The sequence below is a fragment of the Streptomyces sp. NPDC001717 genome (assembly GCF_042892775.1).
GTDB lineage: Bacteria > Actinomycetota > Actinomycetes > Streptomycetales > Streptomycetaceae > Streptomyces.
This window is the reverse complement of the sequence record NZ_JBIAUK010000003.1, coordinates 171,259-195,086: the sequence shown is the minus strand read 5'-3', so window position 1 is coordinate 195,086 and position 23,828 is coordinate 171,259. Positions and strand designations below refer to the sequence as shown.

The 23,828-nt window shown below is 72.9% G+C and carries 18 protein-coding genes, 1 tRNA gene and 2 pseudogenes; 13 read left to right on the top strand and 8 right to left on the bottom strand.

What is annotated here, in order from left to right; genetic code table 11:
* Window positions 1–98 precede the first annotated feature (98 nt).
* Entirely contained in the window at window positions 99–1,814 is a 1,716-nt protein-coding gene (gene metG / locus ACFYZL_RS08225; RefSeq protein WP_384751571.1) for a methionine--tRNA ligase, read from the bottom strand.
* 344 nt (window positions 1,815–2,158) lie between these two features.
* Between metG and ACFYZL_RS08220 the strand changes: the two genes are divergently transcribed.
* A complete protein-coding gene (locus tag ACFYZL_RS08220; RefSeq protein ID WP_388677172.1) occupies window positions 2,159–2,734 on the top strand; it encodes a sigma factor-like helix-turn-helix DNA-binding protein in 576 nt (191 codons plus the stop codon).
* Between the two features lie 881 nt (window positions 2,735–3,615).
* Window positions 3,616–4,362, top strand: a pseudogene (locus tag ACFYZL_RS08215) (IclR family transcriptional regulator C-terminal domain-containing protein); the annotation flags it as partial.
* 380 nt (window positions 4,363–4,742) lie between these two features.
* On the opposite strand, the gene ACFYZL_RS08210 reads toward ACFYZL_RS08215, so the two are convergent.
* A tRNA-Leu gene (locus ACFYZL_RS08210) sits at window positions 4,743–4,827 on the bottom strand.
* A 210-nt stretch (window positions 4,828–5,037) separates the two neighbouring features.
* Between ACFYZL_RS08210 and ACFYZL_RS08205 the strand changes: the two genes are divergently transcribed.
* Window positions 5,038–6,207 (top strand): low temperature requirement protein A, encoded by a 1,170-nt coding sequence (locus ACFYZL_RS08205; protein WP_388677169.1) that lies wholly within the window; start codon window positions 5,038–5,040, stop codon window positions 6,205–6,207.
* Here the strand turns inward: ACFYZL_RS08205 and ACFYZL_RS08200 are convergent.
* On the bottom strand, window positions 6,191–7,132 hold the full coding sequence (locus ACFYZL_RS08200) for a beta-ketoacyl-ACP synthase III (protein WP_384751563.1): 942 nt from the start codon (window positions 7,130–7,132) through the stop codon (window positions 6,191–6,193). The genes ACFYZL_RS08205 and ACFYZL_RS08200 overlap by 17 nt on opposite strands.
* Window positions 7,133–7,338: 206 nt before the next feature.
* Here ACFYZL_RS08200 and fdhD point away from each other — a divergent pair, with 206 nt between their 5' ends.
* Window positions 7,339–8,166 (top strand): formate dehydrogenase accessory sulfurtransferase FdhD, encoded by an 828-nt coding sequence (gene fdhD, locus ACFYZL_RS08195; protein WP_384751560.1) that lies wholly within the window; start codon window positions 7,339–7,341, stop codon window positions 8,164–8,166.
* Window positions 8,167–8,201: 35 nt separating this feature from the next.
* Here the strand turns inward: fdhD and ACFYZL_RS08190 are convergent, their stop codons facing one another.
* The gene (locus ACFYZL_RS08190; RefSeq protein WP_384751557.1) at window positions 8,202–8,636 is read right to left on the bottom strand and encodes a (2Fe-2S) ferredoxin domain-containing protein; all 435 of its coding nucleotides are present in this window, start codon (window positions 8,634–8,636) and stop codon (window positions 8,202–8,204) included.
* 9 nt (window positions 8,637–8,645) lie between these two features.
* Window positions 8,646–9,690, bottom strand: a pseudogene (locus ACFYZL_RS08185) (bile acid:sodium symporter family protein).
* A gap of 301 nt (window positions 9,691–9,991) precedes the next feature.
* Between ACFYZL_RS08185 and ACFYZL_RS08180 the strand changes: the two are divergent.
* The 7 genes from ACFYZL_RS08180 to ACFYZL_RS08150 all read left to right on the top strand — a co-directional run bounded on the left by ACFYZL_RS08180 (window position 9,992) and on the right by ACFYZL_RS08150 (window position 19,445).
* Window positions 9,992–10,843, top strand: a complete 852-nt coding sequence (locus tag ACFYZL_RS08180) for a LysR family transcriptional regulator (RefSeq protein ID WP_384751552.1) — start codon at window positions 9,992–9,994, stop codon at window positions 10,841–10,843.
* 276 nt (window positions 10,844–11,119) lie between these two features.
* Window positions 11,120–12,943, top strand: coding sequence for an AMP-dependent synthetase/ligase (locus ACFYZL_RS08175; RefSeq protein WP_388677163.1), 1,824 nt, complete (start codon window positions 11,120–11,122; stop codon window positions 12,941–12,943).
* A 133-nt stretch (window positions 12,944–13,076) separates the two neighbouring features.
* A complete protein-coding gene (locus tag ACFYZL_RS08170) occupies window positions 13,077–14,345 on the top strand; it encodes an ABC transporter substrate-binding protein (RefSeq protein WP_384751546.1) in 1,269 nt (422 codons plus the stop codon).
* Window positions 14,346–14,361: 16 nt separating this feature from the next.
* Window positions 14,362–17,268, top strand: a complete 2,907-nt coding sequence (locus ACFYZL_RS08165; protein WP_388677159.1) for an ATP-binding cassette domain-containing protein — start codon at window positions 14,362–14,364, stop codon at window positions 17,266–17,268.
* Window positions 17,265–18,047 carry an ABC transporter ATP-binding protein gene (locus tag ACFYZL_RS08160; RefSeq protein ID WP_388677156.1) on the top strand — a complete coding sequence of 261 codons (783 nt, stop codon included), beginning with the start codon at window positions 17,265–17,267 and terminating at the stop codon, window positions 18,045–18,047. The genes ACFYZL_RS08165 and ACFYZL_RS08160 overlap by 4 nt, the downstream gene beginning before the upstream one ends.
* A gap of 113 nt (window positions 18,048–18,160) precedes the next feature.
* Window positions 18,161–19,009, top strand: coding sequence for an aldo/keto reductase (locus ACFYZL_RS08155; protein WP_384751536.1), 849 nt, complete (start codon window positions 18,161–18,163; stop codon window positions 19,007–19,009).
* 10 nt (window positions 19,010–19,019) lie between these two features.
* Window positions 19,020–19,445 (top strand): RICIN domain-containing protein, encoded by a 426-nt coding sequence (locus tag ACFYZL_RS08150; protein WP_384751533.1) that lies wholly within the window; start codon window positions 19,020–19,022, stop codon window positions 19,443–19,445.
* Between the two features lie 16 nt (window positions 19,446–19,461).
* Here the strand turns inward: ACFYZL_RS08150 and ACFYZL_RS08145 are convergent, their stop codons facing one another.
* Window positions 19,462–20,196, bottom strand: a complete 735-nt coding sequence (locus ACFYZL_RS08145) for a class I SAM-dependent methyltransferase (protein ID WP_388677608.1) — start codon at window positions 20,194–20,196, stop codon at window positions 19,462–19,464.
* Between the two features lie 29 nt (window positions 20,197–20,225).
* Window positions 20,226–20,531 (bottom strand): 4a-hydroxytetrahydrobiopterin dehydratase, encoded by a 306-nt coding sequence (locus tag ACFYZL_RS08140; RefSeq protein WP_384735172.1) that lies wholly within the window; start codon window positions 20,529–20,531, stop codon window positions 20,226–20,228.
* Window positions 20,532–20,740: 209 nt separating this feature from the next.
* On the opposite strand from ACFYZL_RS08140, the gene ACFYZL_RS08135 reads away from it, so the two are divergent.
* Window positions 20,741–22,537 carry an FAD-dependent oxidoreductase gene (locus tag ACFYZL_RS08135; RefSeq protein ID WP_384751531.1) on the top strand — a complete coding sequence of 599 codons (1,797 nt, stop codon included), beginning with the start codon at window positions 20,741–20,743 and terminating at the stop codon, window positions 22,535–22,537.
* 43 nt (window positions 22,538–22,580) lie between these two features.
* Window positions 22,581–23,375: a helix-turn-helix domain-containing protein gene (locus ACFYZL_RS08130; protein WP_384751528.1), complete on the top strand. Its 795-nt coding sequence runs from the start codon at window positions 22,581–22,583 to the stop codon at window positions 23,373–23,375.
* Here the strand turns inward: ACFYZL_RS08130 and ACFYZL_RS08125 are convergent.
* On the bottom strand, window positions 23,361–23,777 hold the full coding sequence (locus ACFYZL_RS08125; protein WP_388677150.1) for a hypothetical protein: 417 nt from the start codon (window positions 23,775–23,777) through the stop codon (window positions 23,361–23,363). The two genes, ACFYZL_RS08130 and ACFYZL_RS08125, sit on opposite strands and share 15 nt — an antisense overlap.
* Window positions 23,778–23,828 lie beyond the last annotated feature (51 nt).

Sequence of the window (23,828 nt, the reverse complement as noted above, 5' to 3'; positions counted from 1 at the left end):
CCGTGCGGGCACGCGAAAGGGGCGCGCCCCCTCCCGGCCGTGGCCGGGAGGGGGCGCGCCCTCACGCTTGCGCGGTGCGTCGTGCGTGCGCCGGGGGCTCAGGCCTCCGGGGAGCCGCCGAACCGCTCGCGGTAGGACTCCAGGTCCTCCTCGGTCACCCGTGCGAAGAGCACCGGCGGCACCGTGAACGGGGTTCCGGCCGGGACCGCGTCCAGGGCCTTGGCCTGCTCCGGGGTGATCCAGGTGGCGGTGTCGTCGGCCAGTGCGAAGGAAGAGCGCATGGCGCGGGCCGAGGCCGGGATGAAGGGCTCGGAGACCACCGAGTACAGGTGGATGAGGTTCATCGCGGTGCGCAGGGTGAGCGCGGCGGCCTCCAGGTCGGTCTTGACCTCCAGCCAGGGGGCCTTCTCGTCCAGGTACGCGTTGCCCGCCGACCACAGGGCGCGCAGCGCGGCCGCGGCCTTGCGGTACTGGAGCGCATCCATGTGGCCCTCGTACTCGGCCAGCAGCTCGGCGATCTGCTCGCCGAGCTTCGCCTCCGCCTCGCCCGCCGGGCTGCCGGCGGGGACCTCGTCGCCGAACTTCTTTCGGGAGAAGGTGAGCACGCGGTTGACGAAGTTGCCGAGGGTGCCGCCGAGGTCCTTGTTGACCGTGGCGGCGAAGTGCTCCCACGTGAAGGACGAGTCGTCGGACTCGGGCGCGTTGGCGATGAGGAAGTAGCGCCAGAAGTCGGCGGGCAGGATCTCCAGCGCCTGGTCGGTGAAGACGCCGCGCTTCTGCGAGGTGGAGAACTTGCCGCCGTAGTACGTCAGCCAGTTGAAGGCCTTGACGTAGTCGACCTTCTTCCACGGCTCGCGGGTGGCCAGCTCGGTGGCGGGGAACATCACCGTGTGGAACGGGACGTTGTCCTTGGCCATGAACTGGGTGTAGCGGACGTCCTCGGCCTCGTACCACCACGACTTGTAGTCGCGGCCGGCCGGGTCGAGGTCGGCCCACTCCTTCGTCGAGCCGATGTACTCGATCGGCGCGTCGAACCACACGTAGAAGACCTTGCCCTCGGCGGCGAGCTCCGGCCAGGTGTCGGCCGGGACCGGGACGCCCCAGTCGAGGTCGCGGGTGATGGCGCGGTCGTGCAGGCCCTCGGTCAGCCACTTGCGGGCGATGGAGGAGGCGAGCTGCGGCCACTCCTCCTCGTGCTCCGAGACCCATGCCTCGACCTCGTGCTGGAGCTTGGACTGCAGCAGGAAGAGGTGCTTGGTCTCGCGGACCTCGAGCTCGGTGGAGCCGGAGATGGCCGAGCGGGGCTCGATCAGGTCCGTGGGGTCCAGGACGCGGGTGCAGTTCTCGCACTGGTCGCCGCGGGCCTTGTCGTAGCCGCAGTGCGGGCAGGTGCCCTCGACGTAGCGGTCCGGCAGGAAGCGGCCGTCGACCGGCGAGTAGACCTGCCGGATCGCGCGCTCCTCGATGAAGCCGTTCTCCTGGAGCCTGCGCGCGAAGTGCTGGGTGATCTCGCGGTTCTGCGCGGAGGAGCTGCGGCCGAAGTAGTCGAAGGACAGCTCGAAGCCGTCGTAGACCGCCTTCTGGGCGTCGTGGGCCTGCGCGCAGAACTCGGCGACCGAGAGGCCGGCCTCCTTGGCGGCGAGCTCGGCCGGGGTGCCGTGCTCGTCGGTGGCGCAGATGTACAGGACGTCGTGGCCGCGCTGGCGGAGGTACCGGGAGTACACATCCGCCGGAAGCATCGACCCGACCATGTTGCCCAGGTGCTTGATCCCGTTGATGTAGGGAAGCGCGCTGGTGACCAGGTGTCGAGCCATCCTCGGATGCTCCATTTCATTTGTACGGTACGTGCGGTGCTACGTGACGTGACGATCCGGATAGGGGGCCCATGCTACAGGCGGCCGGGTCCCCGGCGACGGGCAGGGACGAGTGAGGGGCATGTGCGCAAGCGTCCCGCGGAGCACCCGCGCGATCGACTTCGATCACGACACGATCATCACCGAACGTAATATTTCCAGGTTTCCGCTCTGCGCCCCCTGAGTGCGCCCGCGCTGATTTCCTGTTCCCGCACAGGGGATGAGGTGGAACGGTGAGCGATGGCGGACCGGAGGAGTCCGGTGGGGCCGTGGGACTGCCGAGCCGACGGCGACGGCCGACACCCATGAGCCAGTGGGATCCGGCTGCGCGCGTCTCGTACTGGGCGTTCCACGCGAACAGGCGGCCCGCGTACATGCGTTTCGCGTACCTGCAGCTGGGATCGGACGCGGCGGCGGAGGAAGCGGTGGACGCCGCCTTCGACTCGATCATGGGCGAGTGGCTCCGGATGCTCCACATGGACCGCCTCGACGCCTACGCCTGGACCGTCCTCAAACAGTGCATAGTCGGCCGGCAGCACCTCCTCAACCCCTGGCGGCGGCGTCCGGAGCCGATGGACATCAGCGCCTTCGAGGCGGCGCTCAAGGAGGCGCAGGCCGATCGGTACGAGGTGCTGACCGACACCATCCGCTTCTACTCCGCGGTCTCCCGGCTGGCCGAGCGCCAGCGCGACGCCGTGCTCCTGCGGTACGGCCTGCGGTGCTCGCCCGGCGAGGCCGCCTCCGTGATGGGCGTGGACGAGGCCACCGTCCGCTCCTACCTCGGGCAGGCCCACCGGCGGCTCGCCCGCCTGCTCGACACGTCAGCGGATCCGGCCGGCCGTCCCGCCGGCGCCGACTCCGCGGAATCAGCCGGATCATGAAGCGAAACGAACGGCAGGACCCCCAGGACCCTCACGACCCGCGGAACGCGCGGGACCCACGCGACGGGCGGGACCCACGCGACGGGCGGGACCCACGCGACGGGCGGGGCGGCGACGAGGCCACCCGCGCCCTGGCCCGCTTCCTGGCCCGGGCGGGCGTCCGGGACCGCTACCCGCACTACGACCTCGGCGCGGCCGAGGCCCGGCTGCTGCGCGCCACCCCGCACACCCCCGTCCCCGGACACCGCGCCCGGCGCCGCGCCGCCTTCGGGTGGAGCGACCCCACGCGGGACTGTCCGCTGGACGCCGAACGGGCCCGGCGCGACCTCAAGGCCGCCTGTCTGGCCGCCGTGTGCGCGCCCAAGGCCGCCCGGCAGCTGGACTCCTTCGTCATGGGCGGGCGCACCGACCTGGCCGGTGCCACCGTCTTCGGCTGCGTGCTGCACCTGGCGGGGCTGCGCGAGGGCGCCCTCTTCTGGTGGCAGTTCGCCGCCGGCTGGGGCAGCGCGCGGACCACGGCCGCCGCCTACTGCCTCTTCCTCGACCACTCCCGGCGCGGCGAGCACCACGACGCCCGGCACTGGGCGCGCGAGCTGGGCCGGCGGGGCTTCCGGCCGGGCGGCCGCCGGGACCTGCGGGAGGTGCGGCTGTGCGCGCAGGCCGCCGTACTGCGGTACGTGGAGCAGCTCGACGACCCCGATCTGGGGCCGGTGCCGCTGCCGAAGCCCGGGCTGTCGGGGGTGCTGGCCGCATTCCGGCCGCTGCTGCCGGTGCCCCTCGTCACGGTGACGGAGCCCGCCGGGGCCGCGGCTCCGGCCGCCTCCCGGTCGGCCGTCGGTCCGCTGCGCCACCCGGCGCTGACGGCCGCCGCGCGCAGCACGGTGGTCCAGGCGGGGGCCGGCGAGGCCCTGGCGGAGGCACGGCGCGCGCTGGCCGTCGTACGGGTCCTCGAACGGCATCCGCTCGGTGTGCGGACCGCCCAGCTGGGGCGGGAGACCGGTCTGGCCGAGGCCGAGCTGCGCCGACTGCTGTCCATGCTGTGCGAGGAGGAGTACGCGTACCGGCCCGGCGCGGGGGTGTACGGGCGCGGGCCCGCCCTCGACCGGCTCGCGGCTCCCGGCGGCCACGGCCTGGCGGGCCAGCTCCAGCGGACCCTGGCCCTGGCCCGGGACAGCGCGGGCGCCGCCGTCTACCTGAGCCGCTACGCCGGGGGCGAGGTCCGCATCACGCAGATGGCGGACGGGCCGGGGGCCCCGCCGGTGCGGGAGTGGGTGGACTTCCGGGACGCCGCGCACGCCAGCGCGGTCGGCAAGTGTCTGCTGACCCAGCTCGACCACGACCGGCGGGCCGACCACGTGGCCCGCCACCGGCCGGCCCGGCTCACCGCGCGGACGATCACCGACAGCCGGGCCCTGTTCACCGCCCTGGACGCGGTCGCTCCCGGTGCGCCCGTCTTCGACCTGCGCGAATACGCTCCGGGGGTCGTCTGCTCGGCTGTCCCGATCGCCACCGGCGACGCCGCCGGGAGCCTCGCGCTCTCCCTGCCCGCGACCCACGCCCATCGGCTGCGCCCGGCCACCGAAGCCCTTCGCCGCAAGGCCGTCCCGGTCCTGTTGGCGCTCCTCCTGTCGGGGGCGATCCCGCCGGACGCCCCCGCGACTTCCGGGGATCCGGGCCCGGCGCCGCCCCGGCAGGCGAAGGCCCCGGTCACCGCGGAGACCCTGCGCCATCTGCGGCGGCTGTTCCGGACCCCGCTGACGGGCGCCTCCGCTCCGGCCGACGGCCCCCACCTGGTCAGTGACTCCGAAGCCGGCGCGGCGTACCTCTTCGACGCCGCCGCGACCGGCGGGCCCGACCTGGCCCTCCCCCACACCTTCACCCCGGTCGCCCCGGGGAGCCTGACGACACCGGGCGGTCTGGTGGTGCTGCGCACCTGAGGGACGTACCCGGACGGGAGAACCGTCCGCAAACGCAGAAGAACCCCACCGGAGTGGGGTTCTTCTTTTTGTGTCCGAGGGGGGACTTGAACCCCCACGCCCGATAAAGGGCACTAGCACCTCAAGCTAGCGCGTCTGCCATTCCGCCACCCGGACCAGGTGACCGCCCCGGTTTCCCGCGGCGACATGGACAACAATAGCAAAGGATTGAGGGGGCTCGGACCACTTATCCGCGCGGCCCGTGTTCCGCCACGCCGTGCTGACCTGCGGGCATGCGGAGAGCGGCTCCCGGATGCCGAGATCGGGTGGACAGCGGGGTGCCCCGGGCGGTCGGATGTGGGCGCACACATCCGGGGGGAGCCGCGCATGGAAACCGAGCACCGAAGCGAGCAGCAAACCGAGCACCGCGTCAGTACGTTGGAGCTCTTCTTCGACCTCGTCTTCGTCTTCACGATCACCCAGCTGACGGTGCTGCTGGCGGACGACATCGGCCTGCGGAGCGCGGGCCAGGTGCTGCTGATCTTCACGGTGTTGTTCTGGATGTACGGGGGCTACGCCTACCTGACCAACCAGGTACCGCCGGACCGGCCCGTGCGCAGGGTGCTGCTCCTGCTGGCCATGGGGGCGTTCCTGGTCTGCGCGCTGGCCGTGCCGACCGCGTTCGGGGACGGTGGTGTGGCCTTCGGGCTGGGCTATCTGATGGTCGTGCTGGTGCACGCCGCGCTGTTCACGGAGGCCCACGGGCGCGGGGTGGTCTGGTTCGCGCTGCCGAACGCGCTGTCCGCGCTGTCGGTCACGGCGGCCGGGCTGTTCGACGGGCCGGTCGCGTGGGGGCTGTGGGTGCAGGCGCTGGTACTCCAGTTCGTGACGGCCTTCATCGTGCGCCGACTGGCCGCCAGGGGGCCGGGGGCCGAGGACGGGGACGGGGACCGGCACGGTGCGATCAGCGCCCCGCACTTCGTGGAGCGGCACGGGCTGCTGCTGATCATCGTGTTCGGCGAGTCCGTGATCGCGATCGGCATCGGTGTCGGTTCGGTGCCGCCGACCCTCGGGATCGTCACGGGCGCGTTCCTGACGCTCGCCGTCGGGGCGGCCCTGTGGTGGATGTACTTCGTGCGCGACGAGGGCCGGGCCGAAGAGGTGTTCGCGGGGACGCCGCCGGAGGGCCGTTTCAAGTTGGCGCTGCGCGCGTACTACTACGCGTTCATTCCGATGCTGCTGGGCATCGCCGGCTTCTCGGCGGGTGTGAAGAAGAGCATCGGGCACCTCGGGGAGCACCTCGCCGCGGGCCCGGCCTTCGCCCTCGCGGGCGGGGTGGCCTGCTACCTGGCCGGGGACGTCGCCTTCCGGTTGGTGCTCGGCATACGGCCCGTCCGCTTCCGCGCCGGGGCCGTCGTACCGGTCCTGGCCACGGCCGCCGCCGGGATGCGGCTGGGCGGCGCGTGGCAGCTGGTGGCGCTCGTACTGGTGCTCGTCGGCGCGCTGGCCGTGGAGGGGCGCGCCGTACGGACGTCCGGGATCAGGGGCAGCGGATGACCTGGCCCGCGTAGGAGAGGTTGCCGCCGAAGCCGAAGAGGAGGACGGGGGCTCCGGAGGGGATCTCTCCGCGCTGGACCAGCTTGGACAGGGCCATCGGGATGCTGCCGGCCGAGGTGTTGCCGGAGTCGACGACGTCGCGGGCGACGACGGCGTTGACGGCCCCGATCTTGGCGGCGAGGGGCTCGATGATCCGCAGGTTGGCCTGGTGCAGGACGACCGCGGCCAGGTCCTCCGGCAGGATCCCGGCCTTCTCGCAGACCTTGCGGGCGAGCGGCGGGAGCTGGCTGGTGGTCCAGCGGTAGACGGACTGGCCCTCCTGCGCGAAGACCGGCGGCGAGCCCTCGATGCGGACGGCGTTGCCCATCTCCGGGACGGAGCCCCACAGCACGGGGCCGATGCCGGGCTCGTCGCAGGCCTCGACGACGGCCGCGCCGGCGCCGTCGCCGGTGAGCACGCAGGTGGTGCGGTCGCTCCAGTCGGTGATCTCGGTCATCTTGTCCGCCCCGATCACCAGCGCGCGGGTGGCGGAGCCGGCCCGGATGGCGTGGTCGGCGGTGGCCAGGGCGTGGGTGAAGCCCGAGCAGACGACGTTGATGTCCATCACGGCGGGGCCGCCGCCCATGCCCAGCTTGGCGGCCACACGGGCGGCCATGTTGGGCGAGCGGTCGATCGCGGTGGAGGTGGCGACGAGGACGAGGTCGATGTCGTCCGGGGTCAGGCCGGCGCCGGCCAGTGCCTTGCCCGCGGCCTGGAAGGCCAGCTCGTCGACGGGCTCTTCCGGGCCCGCGACGTGGCGGGTGCGGATGCCGACGCGGGAACGGATCCACTCGTCGGTGGTGTCGACCATGGCCGCGAGGTCCTCGTTGGTGAGCACTTTCGCGGGCTGGTAGTGCCCTAGCGCCACCACTCGTGAACCGGTCATGGGCGGGGTCCCCCCTACGTACGGAAGTCAGGATCACCCAGCTTTGCCTGCTACTGATGGGTACGTGTGCGTGTGACCCGACAGGATTCCGGGGCTGCATTTTGGAGATTCCCGAGGATCCACCTGCCGGGAGCCGCGCCCGAAGCGGAACCGGGACAATGAGTCCGTCGGTTGCGGACGAGGAACAGAAGGTTGGACTGATCACCATGGGACGGGTCACCGAGCGCCGTCGCGTCGTCCGGATCCGGGGCGGAGTGGCGGGTGTGCGCCCGGACACGCTGGTGGCCGAGGAGCCCCTGGAGATCCGCCTGAACGGAAAGCCGCTGGCCATCACCATGCGGACGCCGGGTGACGACTTCGCGCTGGCGGTGGGTTTCCTCGTGAGCGAGGGCGTGCTGGGGGCGGCCTCGGACGTCCAGGCCGTCACCTACTGCGAGGGTGCGACCGAGGACGGCTCCAACACCTACAACGTGGTCAACGTGCAGCTGGCCGCCGGGGTCGCGGTGCCGGACATCACGCTGGAGCGGAACGTCTACACCACCTCCTCCTGCGGCCTGTGCGGTAAGGCGAGCCTGGACGCCGTCCGTACCGCGACCCGGTTCCCGGGGGCCGCTGCCGATCCGGTCCGGGTGCCGGTGGAGGTCCTCGCCGGGCTCCCGGACGAGCTGCGCGCCGCCCAGAAGGTCTTCGACCGCACGGGCGGGCTGCACGCGGCCGGGCTGTTCACGGCGCGGGGCGAGTTGCTGGACCTGCGGGAGGACGTGGGCCGGCACAACGCGGTGGACAAGATAATCGGCCGGGCCCTTCAGGCCGGACGGCTCCCCCTGGCGGGGGCGGTCCTGCTGGTGTCGGGCCGGGCCTCCTTCGAGCTGGTCCAGAAGGCCGTGATGGCGGGCATACCGGTCCTCGCGGCGGTCTCCGCGCCGTCTTCCCTCGCCGTGGACCTGGCGCTGGAGTCGGGCATGACGCTCGTCGGGTTCCTGCGGGGACCGGACATGAACATCTACGCGGGCGACGAGCGGATCGTCCGGTAGGGCCTGATCCGAGAGACAGGCCCCGAAGGCCCGTCTCAGCGGCGGCCGCGCCGGCCGCGGCGGGTGGAGTTCGGGGCCGGGGCCGGCTCCGGGGGCTCGATGCGGTGGAGGTCCAGGGTGGCCGGGACCGGGGCGGTGCCGGGGCCCCCGGATTCGGCCCAGGCGATGATCTCGTCGGTGGCGGTGTCGTCCAGGGCCCAGCCGAACCAGGCCGCGCGCGCCCCGCGGCGACGGGCCTCGCTGGTGGGCTGGACCACGATGACGTTGGCCTGGGCGCAGGGGCCGAGGCAGTCGCTCGTGCGGACGGCCAGCCGGCCCCCGGAGGCCGCGGCGGCCTCGCGCAGCCTGGCGAGCTGTCCGGCGTGGTCGGTACCGGGGTTCTTGCCGGGGTCGCCGCAGCAGCAGCCGCGGCAGACGACCAGGGTGCAGGGGCGTTCGGCATGGGCGGCGAGCGGGCGTATCCAGGTCACCACCGAACGTTATCGGGCCTGGCCCGTGCGCTGTCCGGACGGGAGGGAGACCTCCGCCACACGGTCGGCGCCGGAGCCGGGCTCCTCCGGGTCCTGGGCGCGGCGGCGGGCGAGGACGGCGCACACCATCAGCTGCATCTGGTGGAAGAGCATCAGCGGGAGCACCGCGAGGCTCGCCTGGGCACCGAACAGGACGCTGGCCATGGGGAGTCCGGCGGCGAGGCTCTTCTTCGACCCGGCGAACTGGATGGCGACGCGGTCCGCGCGGCCGAACCCGAGCCGCGCGGCCCCGTACCAGGTGACGAGGAGCATCACGGCGAGGAGTACGGCTTCCACCGCCATCAGGGCGCCGAGGCGCGGGAGGCTGACCTGGTGCCAGATCCCGGCGGCCATGCCCGCGCTGAAGGCCGCGTAGACGACGAGCAGGATCGAGCCGCGGTCGACGTAGCCGAGCACCTTCTTGTTGCGTACGAGGAACCCGCCGACCCAGGGGCGCAGCGCCTGGCCGAGGAGGAAGGGCAGCAGAAGCTGGAGGACGATCTTGACGAGGGAGTCCGGGGAGAAACCGCCCGCGTCCCCGCCGAGCAGGCCGGCGGCCAGGAGCCGGGGTGAGCACGATCCCGGCGAGGCTGGAGAAGGAGCCGGCACAGATAGCGGCGGGGACGTTGCCCCGGGCGATCGAGGTGAAGGCGATGGAGGACTGGATGGTCGAGGGGACCAGGCAGAGGAAGAGCAGGCCGCTGTAGAGCGGGGGCGTGAGCAGGGTGGGGACGAGGCCGCGGGCCGCCAGGCCGAGGAGGGGGAAGAGGACGAAGGTGCAGGCGAGCACGGTGAGGTGCAGCCGCCAGTGACGCAGTCCGTCCAGGGCCTCTCGGGTGGAGAGGCGGGCGCCGTAGAGGAAGAAGAGCAGGGCCACGGCGGCGGTGGAGGCTCCCTCGGCGACGGTGGCGGCCGTTCCGCGCGCGGGGAACAGGGCGGCGAGGCCGACGGTGCCGAGGAGGGCCAGGATGTACGCATCCAGGGGCAGCCAGGCGGGGAGGTGCGGGCGGCGCATGTGCGGTGCCTTTTGCTGTCGGGGCGGGTGCCGGCGCCTTGCGGCGGGGCGGGGTCGGGGGCGGGTGCCGTTGCCTTGGGGGCGCGGGGCGGGGCGGGCAGGTGGGCGCGGGCGCCCTGCCCGGTGGGCGGTGCCGGGGTGGGCGCCGCTTCGGATGGCGCCGCACGCCGGGCGCCCGGGCCGGCAGGTCCGCGCGCGCGGATGCCCGCCTCCATCCTCCGGGGGTGAGCGGTGATCGGGAAACCCGTACACCGTGCTCACTGCCATCGTGGAGCGTGATGACCGGCGTAGCCTGGGCGGTATGTACGACCCCGTCCAGTTGCGCACCTTCCTCACCGTGGCCCAGACGCTGAGCTTCACGCAGGCCGCCGGACGGCTCGGCGTGCGGCAGTCCACCGTCAGTCAGCACGTGCGGCGGCTGGAGGAGGCGACGGGCCGACCCCTGTTCGTCCGGGACACGCACAGCGTGGAGCTGACCGAGGACGGCGAGGCGATGCTCGGCTTCGCGCGCACCATCCTGGAGGCCCACGAGCGGGCCGCGGCCTTCTTCACCGGGACGCGACTGCGGGGGCGGCTGCGCTTCGGGGCCTCGGAGGACTTCGTGCTGACCCGACTGCCGGAGATCCTGGAGGGCTTCCGGCACGAGCACCCCGAAGTCGACCTGGAGCTGTCGGTGGAGCTCTCGGGCACCCTCCACGAGCGGCTGGACGCCGGGCGCCTCGACCTGGTGCTGGCCAAGCGGCGCGGGCCCGGGGACGAGCGGGGGCGGCTCGTGTGGCGGGACCGGATGGTGTGGATCGGGGCGGAGGGGCTGCGGGTGGACCCCGAGCGGCCGGTCCCGCTGATCGTGTTCCCGCCGCCGGGGATCACCCGGGCCCGAGCGATGGAGGTGCTGGAGCGGGAGGGGCGGGCGTGGCGGATCGCGTGCACGAGCGGCAGCCTGAGCGGACTGATCGCGGCGGCCCGGGCCGGTCTGGGCGTGATGGCCCACACGCGGGGGCTGATCCCGCCCGGGCTGGTGCGGGTCGGCGGGCTGCCGGAGCTCGGGCCGGTGGACTTCGCGCTGCTGCGCGGGGCGCGGGCCTCTGCTGCCGCGGAGGCGTTGGCGGCGGCCGTCCTCGCCGGAGGCGACCGTCTGAGCCGCCCGGCCTGACGGTCGCCTCCGCGCCCACCGCTGCACGGGGCCTTCCCCCCGCCCCGCCCCTCCCCTCCGTACCGAACATGTGGCTCCGCCGCGTGGGGGCTCCGCCCCCGGGAGCGGGGCCCGGGGGCGGGGCCCCGGTTTCGGGAAGGGGCGGGGTGGGGGAAGAACCCCCCGCGCAGCGGTAACCGCAGGTCTGGGGAGGTCTTGTGGAGGTATCCGCGAGGTGATCAACCTCCGTTGTACCGAGCGGTACGTTCACCGCGGCGCGCGGAGAGGAGCGGGGGCTTGAAGGAGATCAGCGTCCCACCCGTCGTCACGGGCACGCCCGTCGGCGGGCTGGCGGACGTCGTGTTCCAGTACGCGCGGCAGGAGCCCGACCGAGTGGTCCTGGGCCGCAAGACCGGCGGCAACTGGCAGGACGTGACGTCCGGGGAGCTGGCCGCCGAAGTGCTGGCGCTCGCCAAGGGACTGTTGGCGCAAGGGGTGCGGTTCGGGGACCGGGTCGCGATCATGTCCCGTACCCGGTACGAGTGGACGCTCTTCGACTTCGCGTTGTGGGCGGTCGGCGCCCAGCCCGTCCCCGTCTATCCGACGGCCTCCGCCGAGCAGGTGCAGTGGATCCTGTACGACTCCGCGTGCACGGCCTGCGTCGTGGAGAACGAGGACCAGGCGATGACGGTGGGCTCGGTCATCGACGGGCTCCCCATGCTCCGCAGGCTCTGGCAGCTCGACGCCGGCGCGGTCGGGGAACTCGTCGCGGACGGGGCCGGGGTCGCCGAGGACGTGGTGCACCGGCACCGCCGCGCGGTCACCCCCGATGCGACCGCCACCGTCATCTACACCTCCGGGACCACGGGCCGGCCCAAGGGGTGCGTGCTCACGCACGCGAACTTCATGTACGAGACCGACACGCTGGTCAGTCGCTGGGAGTCCGTGTTCCAGGCCAGGCAGGGCGAGCAGCCGTCGACGCTGCTCTTCCTTCCGCTGGCGCACGTCTTCGGGCGGATGGTGGAGGTGGCCGCGGTCCGGGCGCGGGTCAAGCTGGGGCACCAGCCGGTGCTGGCGGCGGCCGAACTGCTGCCGGACCTGGCGGCGTTCCGGCCGACGTTCGTGCTCGGGGTTCCGTACGTCTTCGAGAAGGTCTTCGCGGCGGCCCGCCGCAAGGCGGAGGCGGAGGGCCGCACGGGGCCCTTCGACCGGGCGGTGGAAACGGCCGTGCGGTACGCGGAGGCGCGCGAGCAGAAGGCCTTCGGCACCGGGCCCGGCCCGTCGGCCGGGCTGCGGATGGAGCACCAGCTCTTCGAGAAGCTCGTCTACGGGAAGGTCCGCGAGGCGCTGGGCGGCCGGGTGCGGCACGCCATGTCGGGCGGGTCGGCGATGTCGCGCCGCCTCGGGCTCTTCTTCGACGGCGCGGGGATCACGGTTTTCGAGGGGTACGGCCTGACGGAGTCGTGCGCGGCGGCCACCGCGAATCCCCCCGGTGCGACGAAGTACGGCACGGTCGGCCGGCCGATCCCGGGCAGCACCGTGCACATCGCGGACGACGGTGAGATCTGGCTGCACGGCGGGCACGTCTTCTCCGGGTACCTGGGCGATCCCAAGGCGACGGAGGAGGTGCTGCGCGGCGGCTGGCTGGCCACGGGGGACCTGGGTCGTCTGGACGGGGACGGCTACCTCACGATCACCGGGCGCAAGAAGGAGATCCTGGTGACCTCCAACGGCAAGAGCGTGGCACCGACCGCGCTGGAGGAGCGGGTCCGTTCCCACCCGCTGGTCTCGCAGTGCGTGCTCGTGGGCAACGACCGGCCGTACATCGCCGCCCTGGTCACCCTGGACATGGAGGGGATCGCGCACTGGCTGTCGATGCGCGGCCGGCCGCAGCGGCCGGCGGACGAGCTGGTGCGCGACGCGGAGCTGACGGCGGAGGTCCGGCGGGCGGTGGTCGCCGCGAACACCCTGGTCTCCCAGGCGGAGGCGATCCGCACCTTCCGGGTGCTGGCCGGGCAGTTCACGGAGGAGCGGGGGCTGCTGACGCCCTCGTTGAAGCTCAAGCGGCGGGCGATCGAGAAGGCGTACGCGAAGGAAGTCGCGGCGCTCTACGAGTCCTGACCTGCCTCGCCACCATTCCTCACGGGGCCTGTAACCCCACCTGACGGTTCGTCACTTCACCTTGTGATTGATATTGACGGACCGTCAGGTCACGCACAGAATGCGGGGATTCCGACCGGAGGGGATCCCCGACATGTTGCGTCCGATCCGCACCCTGGCCGCCGCGGCAGCGGCCCTCGCGCTCGTATCCGCCTGCAATTCCGCCTCCACCAACGGCAACGACAAGGGCGGGTCCAGCGGCGCCGCCGGTGACCGCCGCGGGGTGACCGCAGAGTCGATCAAGGTCGGCGGCATCGTGTCGATGACCAGTGCCAGCGGCTACAGCAAGAAGGACACCGACCTCGGCGCCAAGGCCCGCTACATGAGAGCCAACGCCGAGGGCGGGGTCAACGGCCGCAAGATCGAGTACCTCGGGGCGGAGGACGACGGACAGGACCCGGCGAAGAACCTCGGCGCCGCCCGCAAACTCGTCCAGCAGGACAAGGTCTTCGCCGTCGCGCCCATGAGCTCGGTGACCTTCTCCGGCGCGGACTTCCTGGAGCAGGAGAAGGTCCCCACCTTCGGCTGGGGCACCCTGCCCTCCTTCTGCGGGCCCAAGTACATCTACGGGTTCAACGGCTGCCTGGTCCCCTCCCCCGGCGGCACCCTCAACCAGACCTGGCCCGAGGGGATCGGCCAGATCCTCGGCGGCGCCCAGGGCAAGTCGGTCGCGATCATCGCCAACGACAGCGACGCCGGGAAGTTCGGCATCCGCACCTTCCAGCAGGGCTTCGCCGGCGCCGGGTTCAAGGTCTCCTACGCCAAGGCCTCCGTGCCCTCGACGGCCGTGCCGAGCGACTGGTCGGCGTACGTGAAGGACATCCTGGAGGGCGAGGGCGGCAAGGCGCCGGACGCCGTCGTCTCCGTCATGCAGACCCCCAACAACATCGGGCTGTTCACCGCCCTCAAGCGCGCCGGGTACAAGGGCGTGCTGTCCGACCCGACCGACTACGACCCCGGTCTGCTCGCCAAGGACGCCACCAAGCAGGCCCTCGACGGGGTGCACGTCCTGCTCCAGTTCCAGCCGTTCGAGTCGACCGACCCGCAGATGGCGCAGTTCAAGGCCGACATCAAGGCCGCGGCGGGCGGTCAGGACGTGCCGCTCAACATGCACATGCTGACCGGCTACATGTCGGCCGACCTGTTCGTGTCCATCGCGAAGAAGGCCGGCAAGGACCTGACCGTCGAATCCTTCCAGGCCGCCGCGCAGGGCTTCTCCGACAAGGGCACGCTCGTCGGCGACCGGGTCGAGCCCAAGGGCCAGAAGGACAGCTTCGGCTGCGGAGCGCTCGTACAGCTGAAGAACGGCGCGTACGAGGTCTCCGTGCCGTTCAAGTGCCACGAGCCCGTCCCCTTCAAGTAGGGGCGGGGGCAAGGCCATGGGTGATCTGCTCGTCTTCGTACTGACCGGCCTGGTCTCCGGGGCCCTGTACGCCCTGCTCGCCACGGGGCTGGTGCTGTCGTACTCGGCGTCGGGGCTCTTCAACTTCGCGCACGGGGCCACCGCCTACCTGTGCGCCCTGACCTTCTACGAGGTGCACTCGGGCCTGGGCCTGCCCGCAGTGCCCTCGGCGCTGCTGGTGGTGTTCGTACTGGCCCCCGGCCTCGGATGGGCGCTGGACCGGCTGATGTTCCGACGGCTCGCGCGGGTCGGCGAGACGGCGCAGATCGTGGCCACCATCGGACTGCTGGTGGCCCTGCCCGCCGCCGGGCTGTGGGCGGTGGAGCTGCTCTCCGACGCGGGCGCGCCCGTGAAGCCCGCCGAGAACCAGTTCGGGCTGCCGGGGGTGGGTCCGAGCCCCGCGACGTCCTGGCAGCTCGCCGACGGGGTCGGCGTCGACTCCGACCAGCTGATCACCTGGACGGTGACGGCGGTGGTGGCGGTGGTCCTGTGGGTGCTGATGCGGCACACCAGGCTGGGACTGCGCTTGCGGGCGGCCGTCGACAACCGCTCGCTGACCGAGCTGCGCGGGATCAGTGCCGACCGGCTGTCGTCGGTGGCGTGGATGATCGCGTCGGGGCTGGCCGGGCTGGCGGGCGTGCTGGCCACCCCGCTGCTGGGGCTGTCCGCGCACGACTTCACGCTCTTCCTCTTCGTGTCGGCGACGGCCGCGGTCATCGGGCGGTTCGCGTCCGTGCCGCTCGCCTTCGCCGGCGGACTCGGGCTGGGCGTCCTGCAGAACCTGGTCGCCGGGTACGCCTCCTTCACCGAGTCCATCACCGGCTTCCGGACGGCCGTGCCCTTCCTCATCCTCTTCGGCGGGCTGCTGGTGCTCACCCGCCGGGCGCGGGCGGCGGGGGTCGCGGCCGTGGACCCGCCGCCGGTGGACCACCTCGCCGGTGCCTCGTGGGGGCGCCGGTGGGGGGTGTGGGCGGTGGGCGCGGGGCTGCTCTGCGTGGCGTTCTACACCGTCACCACGCCGTTCTGGAGCGGGCTGCTGGCGCAGGGACTGGCCATCGGGCTCGTGTTCATGTCCTTCACCGTGGTGACCGGGCTCGGGGCGATGGTCTCGCTCGCGCAGGGCACGTTCGTGACGGCGGCCGCGCTGGTGGCCGGGCTGCTGATGAGCCGGGGCTGGCCGTTCGCGGCGGCGCTGGCGGTCGGCACGTGCGTGGCCGCGCTGCTGGGCGCCCTGGTCGCGCTGCCGGCGCTGCGGCTCGGCGGCAGGTCGCTGGCACTGGCCACGCTCGCCCTGGCGTTCCTCGCGGACCAGGTGCTGTTCCAGCTGCGGTGGCTGCGCAACGGCGACTCGGGCTGGTCGATCCCGCGGCCGGTGTTCGGTCCGGTGGACCTGTCGGACGACCGGGCGCTGGGGGTGGCCCTGGTGGTACTGGTCGCGCTGGTGGCGGCGGGGCTGAGCGCTCTGCGGAACTCCCCGTCGGGGCGGGCCATGCTGGCGGTCCGCTCGGCCCCCGCGGCGGCGGCGGCCTCGGGGGTGTCCGTCCTGCGCACGAAGCTGCTGCTGTTCACGCTGTCGGCGGGGTTGGCGGGCTTCGGGGGCGTCCTGTACGCCTCGTACAACACCAGGATCACGGCGACGGACTTCACGGCGATGACGGGGCTGGTGTGGCTCGCGGTGGTGGTGGCGGCGGGGGTTCGGCGGCCGGTGTACGCGGTGGTGGCGGGGCTGGTCTTCGCCGTTGCTCCGCGGGTGCTGGCGGATTACGTGACCTCGTCGGCGCACCTACCGGTGATCCTGTTCGGCCTCGCTGGGCTGGCCCTCGCCAATGATCCCGACGGGTACTGCGCGGCGGTCCCGGTGCGGCTGGCGAAGCGTCGGGCGGCCGCCCTGGTCCCTGCGGGGCTCTCCCCCACCCCGCCCCTTCCCGAAACCGTGGGCTCCGCCCCCGGACCCCCGCCCCGGGGCTCCGCCCCGACGGGGGCTCCGCCCCCGGACCCCCGCGCCTCAAACGCCGGCGAGGCTGGATCTGCCTCCGTCGAGTCTGGGGGTGCCCTGCGGGCAAACCGGCTGCGCCTGGCGGACGACAGCAGCCACGATCAAGCCCCTCCGGCGATTGAGGAGCGGGGTCTGGGGCGGAGCCCCAGTTCGGGAAGGGGCGGGGTGGGGGACAAGCCCCCCGCAGGGGACACCAGCCCCGCCCTGGAGCTGCGCGGCGTCACGGCCGGGTATGACGGGGGGCTGGCGCTCCACGGGGTGGACCTGAGCGTCCGGGCCGGGGAGATCCTCGCCGTGCTGGGGCCCAACGGGGCCGGCAAGAGCACCGCCTGCCGGGTGGCGGCCGGCGCCCTGCCCGTCACCACGGGCACGGTGTACGCGGACGGCCGCGACGCCACCCGCGACGGCCCCGTGCTCCGGGCCCGCGCCGGCGTGCTCCTCGCCCCCGAGGGCCGGGGGATCTTCCCCGCGCTCAGCATCGAGGAGAACCTGGCCCTGTACCTCCGGGAGCCGGACGCCCGCGCCGCCGTGTACGACCGCTTCCCGCGGCTCGGCGAGCGGCGCGGGGTGCCCGCCGGGGCGCTGTCCGGCGGGGAGCAGCAGATGCTGGCGCTGGCGCCGCTGTTGCAGCGGCCACCACGGGTGCTCATCGCCGACGAGCCCTCGCTCGGCCTCGCTCCCCGCGTCGTGGACGAGGTGTACGCGCTGCTCGCCGAGCTCCGCGACGCCGGTACGGCACTGCTGCTGGTGGAGGAGAAGGCCGCCGAGATCCTCGGGATCGCCGACACCGTGGCCTACCTCTCGCAGGGCCGGGTCTCCTGGTGCGGTCCGCGCACCGAGGTGGAGGCGGACCGGCTCGCCGAGGCCTACCTGGGGATGGGGACATGAACGGCGACAGCGACGGATACGTGCTCCGGGCCCGCGGCGTCGGCGTGCGCTTCGGCGGGGTCAAGGCCCTGGCCGGGGTGGACCTCGGGATCCGGGCGGGCGAGGTGTGCGGGCTGATCGGGCCGAACGGGGCCGGGAAGACCACCCTGTTCGACGTCCTGTCCGGCATCCGACGCCCCGACCAGGGCAGGCTGCTCCTCGACGGGGCCGACATCACCCGCCGCTCCCCCGTCTGGCGGGCCCGGCACGGCATGCGCCGGACCTTCCAGCGACAGCAGCTCTTCGGGCAGCTCAGCGTGGCCGACAACGTGCTGGTCGCGCAGGAGTGGCGGGGCGGCGGGGGCGGGCCGGCCGCCGATCTGCTGGCCGCTCCCTCCCGGCGCCGCCGGGAGCGCGAGCGCCGGGCCCGCGGCGAGCGGGTGCTGGCGGACTGCGGGATCGGCGCGCTCGGCGCCTCGTACGCCGGCGGTCTGCCGGTCGGGCAGGCCCGGATGGTGGAGCTGGCCCGCGCGGTGGCCGATCCGCCGCGCGTGCTCCTGCTGGACGAACCGGCGTCGGGCATGTCGGCGCCCGAGCGGGAGCAGCTCGCGCGGGTGGTGCGGAGGCTGGCCGAGGAGGAGGGCTGCGCGGTGCTGCTGGTCGAGCACAACGTGGCCTTCGTGATGGACCTCTGCGCTCGTGTGGTCGTACTGGACCTCGGCTCGGTGCTCGCGGAGGGCACCCCGGCCGAGGTGCGGGCCGATCCGTCCGTGCGGGAGGCCTACCTGGGGACTCGGTGACCCGACCGGGTGGTGGGGCGGGCCCGGGCGGGGTGGGGGGGAATACGTCGTATGGAGGGCCGGTTGTCGCCCCTCGTACGAGGACGTACCGCCAACGCGAGGAATCAGGACACGTGAACCAGGTCCCCACCATCAAGCTCAACAACGGCACGCTCATGCCCCAGCTCGGTTACGGCGTCTGGCAGGTCGCGGACGCGGAGGCGGAGCGGGCCGTCGGCACCGCGCTGGAGGCGGGCTACCGCAGCGTCGACACCGCCTCCATCTACGGCAACGAGGCCGGCACGGGCAAGGGCATCGCCGCTTCCGGGATCCCGCGCGAGGAGCTGTTCGTCACCACCAAGCTGTGGAACGGGCCTTCGCAGACGTGGGACCGGGACGCGGTGCTGCGCGCCTTCGACGAGTCCCTCACCCGGCTGGGCCTCGACCACCTGGACCTGTACCTGATCCACTGGCCGCGCCCGATGCGCGACGACTTCGTCACCATCTGGAAGACCTTCGAGGAGATCGCCGCGAGCGGCCGCGCCAAGGCCGTCGGCGTGTCGAACTTCCGCGCCGAGGACCTGGAACGGCTCGCCGCCGAGAGCCCGCTGGTCCCGGCGGTGAACCAGATCGAGCTGCACCCGCTGTTCCCGCAGGCCGAGCTGCGTGCCGAGCACGCGCGGCGCGGGATCGCCACCGAGGCCTGGTCCCCGCTGGGCCAGGGCCAGGAGCTGCTCACGCTGCCGGCCGTGACCGCGCTCGCCGAGAAGTACGGGCGCAGCGCCGCGCAGATCGTGCTGCGCTGGCACCTGCAGCTCGGGAACATCGTGATCCCGAAGTCCGTGACCCCGTCGCGCATTCGGGAGAACCTGGACGTCTTCGGCTTCGAGCTGGAGGACGGCGACGTCGCCGCGCTGGAGGCGCTGGGGGCGGGCCCGGCGGGCCGGCGGATCGGTCCGGACCCGGCCGAATTCGACGTGTGAGGCCGGTCGGGTGAATCTTCCCGAGGGGCTGTACCGGATCCGCAACGTGGAGAGCGGGCTGGTGCTCCAGCTGGAGGGCGCCTCCCGGGTGCGGGTGGGTCCGGACGGGCCGCCCGCTCCGGAGGCGGCCCGCCGCTGGCGGATCGCGCCGGTGCACAGGGGCGGCGGGGTCTTCCACGTGGTGAGCGAGGACAACGAGCGGCGTCTGGACGTCGCGAACGCCTCGACGGAGAGCGGCGCCCGCGTGCAGGTGTGGCGGGCCAACGCCTTCGGCGCCCAGGAGTGGCTCGTCGAGCGGCACCTGGACGATCCGGGGGTGGTCTCGTTGGTGGCGTGCATCAGCGACCTGCTGCTGGAGGCCGACGAGGAGGGCCGCGCCCGTCAGGGCGAGGACACCGACTCGCCGGCCCAGTGGTGGCGGCTGGAACCCGTCTGACCCGGTTCCACCGGGCTCAGAGTCGTACGAAACTGCGCAGCCGGTACGTCGGCTCCGCGCGCGGCACGTCCTGGTCGGGCAGCAGTTCCAGCCGGGCGGCGAGGTCCGCCGCGGTGATGCCGCGGGGGACCACGCGTGAGGCGTACCGGCCCGCCAGCAGTGCCTCGGCGGAGGCGCGGGGGCTGCGGCCCTGGCCGTGGCCCCGGAAGAGGGCCTCTCCGGCGGGGCGCAGGCCCGCGCGCGCCGCGTGGCCCTCGACCTCCCCGGAGGAGTCCGCCGGGGTCGGGGTCAGGTGCGCGGCGAAGACGGCGTCGATGTCGCTGCCCACGTCGTGGGCGGAGTCCTTGTCCACGGTGGTGACGAAGACCCCGCCGGGCCGCAGGACCCGCGCGGCCTCGGCGATCACGGCCGGCACCAGGCCGGGGGCGCGCAGCAGGTGCAGCAGCCACACCGCGCTGACGGCGTCGAGGGAGCCGGAGCGGACGGGCAGCCTGGCCGCGTCGGCGAGGGCCACGGGCACCCCGCGCCGCAGGGCGACTCCGGCCATGCCGTGGGAGGCGTCCGCGCCCAGGACGCGCAGGCCGGGGCGCTTCAGCCGGGTGGTGACGATGCCGGTGCCGCAGCCGAGGTCGAGCAGCGTGCGCGTGTCGGCGGGGAGCAGGTCGAGTACCGCCGCGGCGGCGGCCTCGGCGCGCGGGGCGCCGCCGCGGGTGGCGTCGTAGAGTTCGGCCTCCGCGTCGTAGTCGAGCAGCGGCTTCAGATCCGGTATGTGCGTGGTCATCAGTTGGCGCCGTGTGCCGGGGCGAGGGCTTCCACGCGCTCGGCGAGCGCGAAGTCGGTGGCCGTCACCACGCCGCCGGCGTCGTGGCTGTTCACGGAGAGCCGGACCGTGTTGTAGCCGAGGGTCAGGTCGGAGTGGTGGTTCAACTCCTGTTGCACCGAGGCGATGTGGGCGACGAGGGCGCTCGCCGCGAAGTGCGTGTCCAGCCGGTAGGTACGGAGGATGTGGTCGTCCTCGAAGGCCCAGCCGGGAAGTTCCCGCAACCGGTCCTCGATCTCCTTCTGCGACAGCGGCTCACTCGGCATGCACCGGCTCCTTTTCCCCGTGACGTGTAGTCAAGGTTCCCACAGCGCACGCCCGGGCAATCCTTTCGCGCCATAGTGCGCTCGGGTGCTCCTGCGCCTTCCCCGCCCGCCCCGCCCCCCATATGCTCCTGCGCCGACACAGCTGTTACCACCGGTAACAGTCGTGTCGAGAGCCATACGGCGGCACGGGACGAAGGGGCGGCATCGACATGACCGGCACAGGAAGTTCCAGGCGTACGTTCATCGCGGGCGCGGGCGCGGCGGCCACCGCGGGGGCCCTGTCCACCGCCGCGGGCGCGACTCCCGCGGCGGCCGCCACGGCCTCCCCGGCCCGGGCGGCGGCCACCGGCCGCAGGGTCGCCGTACTGGGCGGCGGGGTGGCCGGACTGACCGCCGCGCACGAACTCGCCGAGCGGGGCTACGCCGTCACCGTGTACGAGCGCCGGGCGCTCGGCGGCAAGGCCCGCAGCATGGACGTACCGGACAGCGCGCGCGGTGGCCGCCGGCCGCTCCCCGCCGAGCACGGCTTCCGCTTCATCCCCGGCATCTACCACAACCTGCCCGACACCATGCGGCGCATCCCCTTCCCCGGGAACGCGAACGGCGTCTGGGACAACCTCGTCGCCCCGCGCGAGATGATGTTCGCCCGGTCGGGCGGCCGCGAGGACCTGCGCGGGCCCATCCCGTGGCCGGAGCACTCCCCCGCCGAGCTCACGCCCGACGAGCTGCGCCGGGCCCTCACCGGGATCCTGCAGTCCCTGGTCCGGCTGCCCCTGCACGAGACGGCCTACTTCGTGAACCGCGTGCTCGTCTTCCTGACCAGCTGCGACGAGCGCCGGGGCGACGTCTGGGAGCGGACCCCCTGGTGGGAGTTCGTGCGCGCGGAGCAGATGTCGAGCGAGTACCAGCGCATCCTCGCCGTCGGCATCACCCGCAACATCGTGGCGACCAAGGCCGAGGAGGCCTCCACCCGTACGGTCGGCACCCTCGGCGAGGCCTTCGTCTTCAACCTGCTGGGGCGCGGCGCCGACGGCCCGCCGGACCGGATCCTGAACCTGCCGACCAACGAGGCGTGGATCGACCCCTGGGAGGCCCATCTGCGTTCCCTCGGCGTGGAGTTCAGGATCGGCTGGACCGTGCGCGAGGTCCGGTACGGGGGCGGCGGGGTGAGCGGGGTCGTCGTCGAGGGCCCGGACGGCGCCCGGCGGACCGTCACCGCCGACCACTACGTCAGCGCACTGCCCGTGGAGCACGCCCGCCGCACCTGGAGCGCCGAACTGCGGGCGGCCGACCCGATGCTGGGGCGCTGCGACAAGCTGGAGACCGACTGGATGACCGGCATCCAGTTCTACCTCACCGAACGCGCCGCGCTGGTGCACGGCCATCTCAACTGCATCGACTCCCCTTGGTCGTTGACGGCGATCCAACAGGCGGAGCACTGGCCCTCGCGCGACTTCCCCGCCGACTACGGCGACGGGTCGGCGGTGGACTGCCTGTCGGTGGACATCTCGGAGTGGGACAAGCCCGGGATCCTGTACGGGAAGACGGCCAAACAGTGCACGCGCGAGGAGGTGGCCCGCGAGGTGTGGGCCCAGCTGAAGGCCTCCCTCAACGACACCGGCAAGACCCTCCTCAGCGACTCCAGGCTGCACTCCTGGCACCTGGATCCGGGGGTGGACGGGCTCGGCACCCCCAACCCCACCAACCAGGACCAGCTGCTGATCCATCCGGTCGGCACCCTCCACAACCGGCCGAGCGCCGCCACCCGCGTACCGAACTTCTTCCTCAGCGGGGACTACGTGGCGGTGGACATCGACCTCGCGACGATGGAGGGCGCGAACGCCTCGGCCCGGGCGGCCGTCAACTCGCTCCTGGACCGCGACGGCTCCCCGAGCGCACGGTGCACGATCCGGCCCCTGTACCGGGCTCCGGAGGTCGAGTCCGCCAAGCGGCACGACCTGTGGCGCTACCGTCTCGGCCTGCGGAACGTCCTCGACGTGGGCTGAACCGGCCCGACTCGGGGCGAACTTCTCGGCTAACGTCGTGAACATGACCACGATGACACCCACGGTCGGCGCCCTGCTCCGAACCTGGCGGGAGCGGCGCGGAATCAGTCAGCTGGAGCTGGCGGGCCGCGCCGACTCCTCGTCCCGGCACATCAGCTTCATCGAGACCGGACGGTCCCGGCCGAGCGAGGAGATGGTCCTGAGGCTCGCCGACCGCCTCGACGTGCCCGTACGGGAGCGCAACGCGCTGCTCCTGGCGGCGGGGTACGCCCCGCACTACGCGCAGACGGCCCTGGACGACCCGTCGATGGAGACGCTGCGCGAGGGCATGCAGCGGCTGCTGACCGGCTACGAGCCGTATCCGGCGCTGGTCGTGGACGCCACGTACAACGTGATCGCCGCCAACCGGGGCATCATGATGCTGATGGAGGGGCTGCCGGAGCACCTGCTGACTCCGCCGCTGAACGCCATGCGGATCACCCTGCATCCCGAGGGCCTGGCGCCGCGGATCCACAACCTGAAGGAATGGCGCGGCCACCTGCTGGCCCAGATGGAGCGGCAGATCGCGCTGGCCCGCTCCGAACCGCTGCGCGCGCTGTACGAGGAGGTGTCGGCCTACCCCGTGCCGGAGCGGCCGGGCGACGCCGAACCGGAGGAAGCCGTCCCCTACATCGCCCTGCCGTTGGTCATCGAACACGACGGGCACCTGCTGTCCTTCGTCTCCTCGATCGCGACCTTCAACACGCCGATGGACGTGACCGTCGCCGAGCTGGCCATCGAGACGATGCTCCCGGCCGACCCGGCGACGGTGAAGTACCTGCGCTCACTCGGCGACTGAGCGCAGGGCGAGCTGCTGGAACAGGGCGAACGAGGCCACGGTGAGGGCCTGCGCCGGGATCCACACCAGGCCGGCGGTGGTGGGCGTGAACCAGACGAGCAGGGACACCAGGCTGAGCACGGCCCAGGCGTAGTTCGCCTCGATGACGAACCTGACCGGGAAGGCGTGCGGCCGACGGCGCGAGGCGAGCCAGCCGACCCCGGCGCCGAAGACGGCCAGGAAGAGACCCAGTTCCAGCAGCAGCCCCTGCCCGACCCCGAGGAGCCGCCCGAGCGGGGCGGAGAAGGCCACGTACGCCAGCCCGTTTCCGGTGGTGACCACGGAGTCGAGGGCGAGGAAGCGGCGCAGCGCGGTCTGCGGCTCGGTGGTGCGCGCGAGGGTGCCGATCAGGGTTGCGGACATGGGGAATCAGCCTCCATCGAGGTCGAACGGCGGGTTGGGGGTACCGGGTTC

What these genes read in the sequence shown, in the direction of transcription:
- ACFYZL_RS08205 (WP_388677169.1), top strand. Translation starts at nt 5,038, where the DNA reads ATGGAAACCGAGCACCGAAGCGAGCAGCAAACCGAGCACCGCGTCAGT.
- fdhD (WP_384751560.1), top strand. Translation starts at nt 7,339, where the DNA reads ATGGGACGGGTCACCGAGCGCCGTCGCGTCGTCCGGATCCGGGGCGGA.
- ACFYZL_RS08220 (WP_388677172.1), top strand. Translation starts at nt 2,159, where the DNA reads ATGAGCCAGTGGGATCCGGCTGCGCGCGTCTCGTACTGGGCGTTCCAC.
- ACFYZL_RS08140 (WP_384735172.1), bottom strand. Translation starts at nt 20,531, where the DNA reads ATGCCGAGTGAGCCGCTGTCGCAGAAGGAGATCGAGGACCGGTTGCGG.
- ACFYZL_RS08125 (WP_388677150.1), bottom strand. Translation starts at nt 23,777, where the DNA reads ATGTCCGCAACCCTGATCGGCACCCTCGCGCGCACCACCGAGCCGCAG.
- ACFYZL_RS08200 (WP_384751563.1), bottom strand. Translation starts at nt 7,132, where the DNA reads ATGACCGGTTCACGAGTGGTGGCGCTAGGGCACTACCAGCCCGCGAAA.
- ACFYZL_RS08170 (WP_384751546.1), top strand. Translation starts at nt 13,077, where the DNA reads ATGTTGCGTCCGATCCGCACCCTGGCCGCCGCGGCAGCGGCCCTCGCG.
- ACFYZL_RS08165 (WP_388677159.1), top strand. Translation starts at nt 14,362, where the DNA reads ATGGGTGATCTGCTCGTCTTCGTACTGACCGGCCTGGTCTCCGGGGCC.
- ACFYZL_RS08135 (WP_384751531.1), top strand. Translation starts at nt 20,741, where the DNA reads ATGACCGGCACAGGAAGTTCCAGGCGTACGTTCATCGCGGGCGCGGGC.
- ACFYZL_RS08180 (WP_384751552.1), top strand. Translation starts at nt 9,992, where the DNA reads ATGTACGACCCCGTCCAGTTGCGCACCTTCCTCACCGTGGCCCAGACG.
- metG (WP_384751571.1), bottom strand. Translation starts at nt 1,814, where the DNA reads ATGGCTCGACACCTGGTCACCAGCGCGCTTCCCTACATCAACGGGATC.
- ACFYZL_RS08160 (WP_388677156.1), top strand. Translation starts at nt 17,265, where the DNA reads ATGAACGGCGACAGCGACGGATACGTGCTCCGGGCCCGCGGCGTCGGC.
- ACFYZL_RS08130 (WP_384751528.1), top strand. Translation starts at nt 22,581, where the DNA reads ATGACCACGATGACACCCACGGTCGGCGCCCTGCTCCGAACCTGGCGG.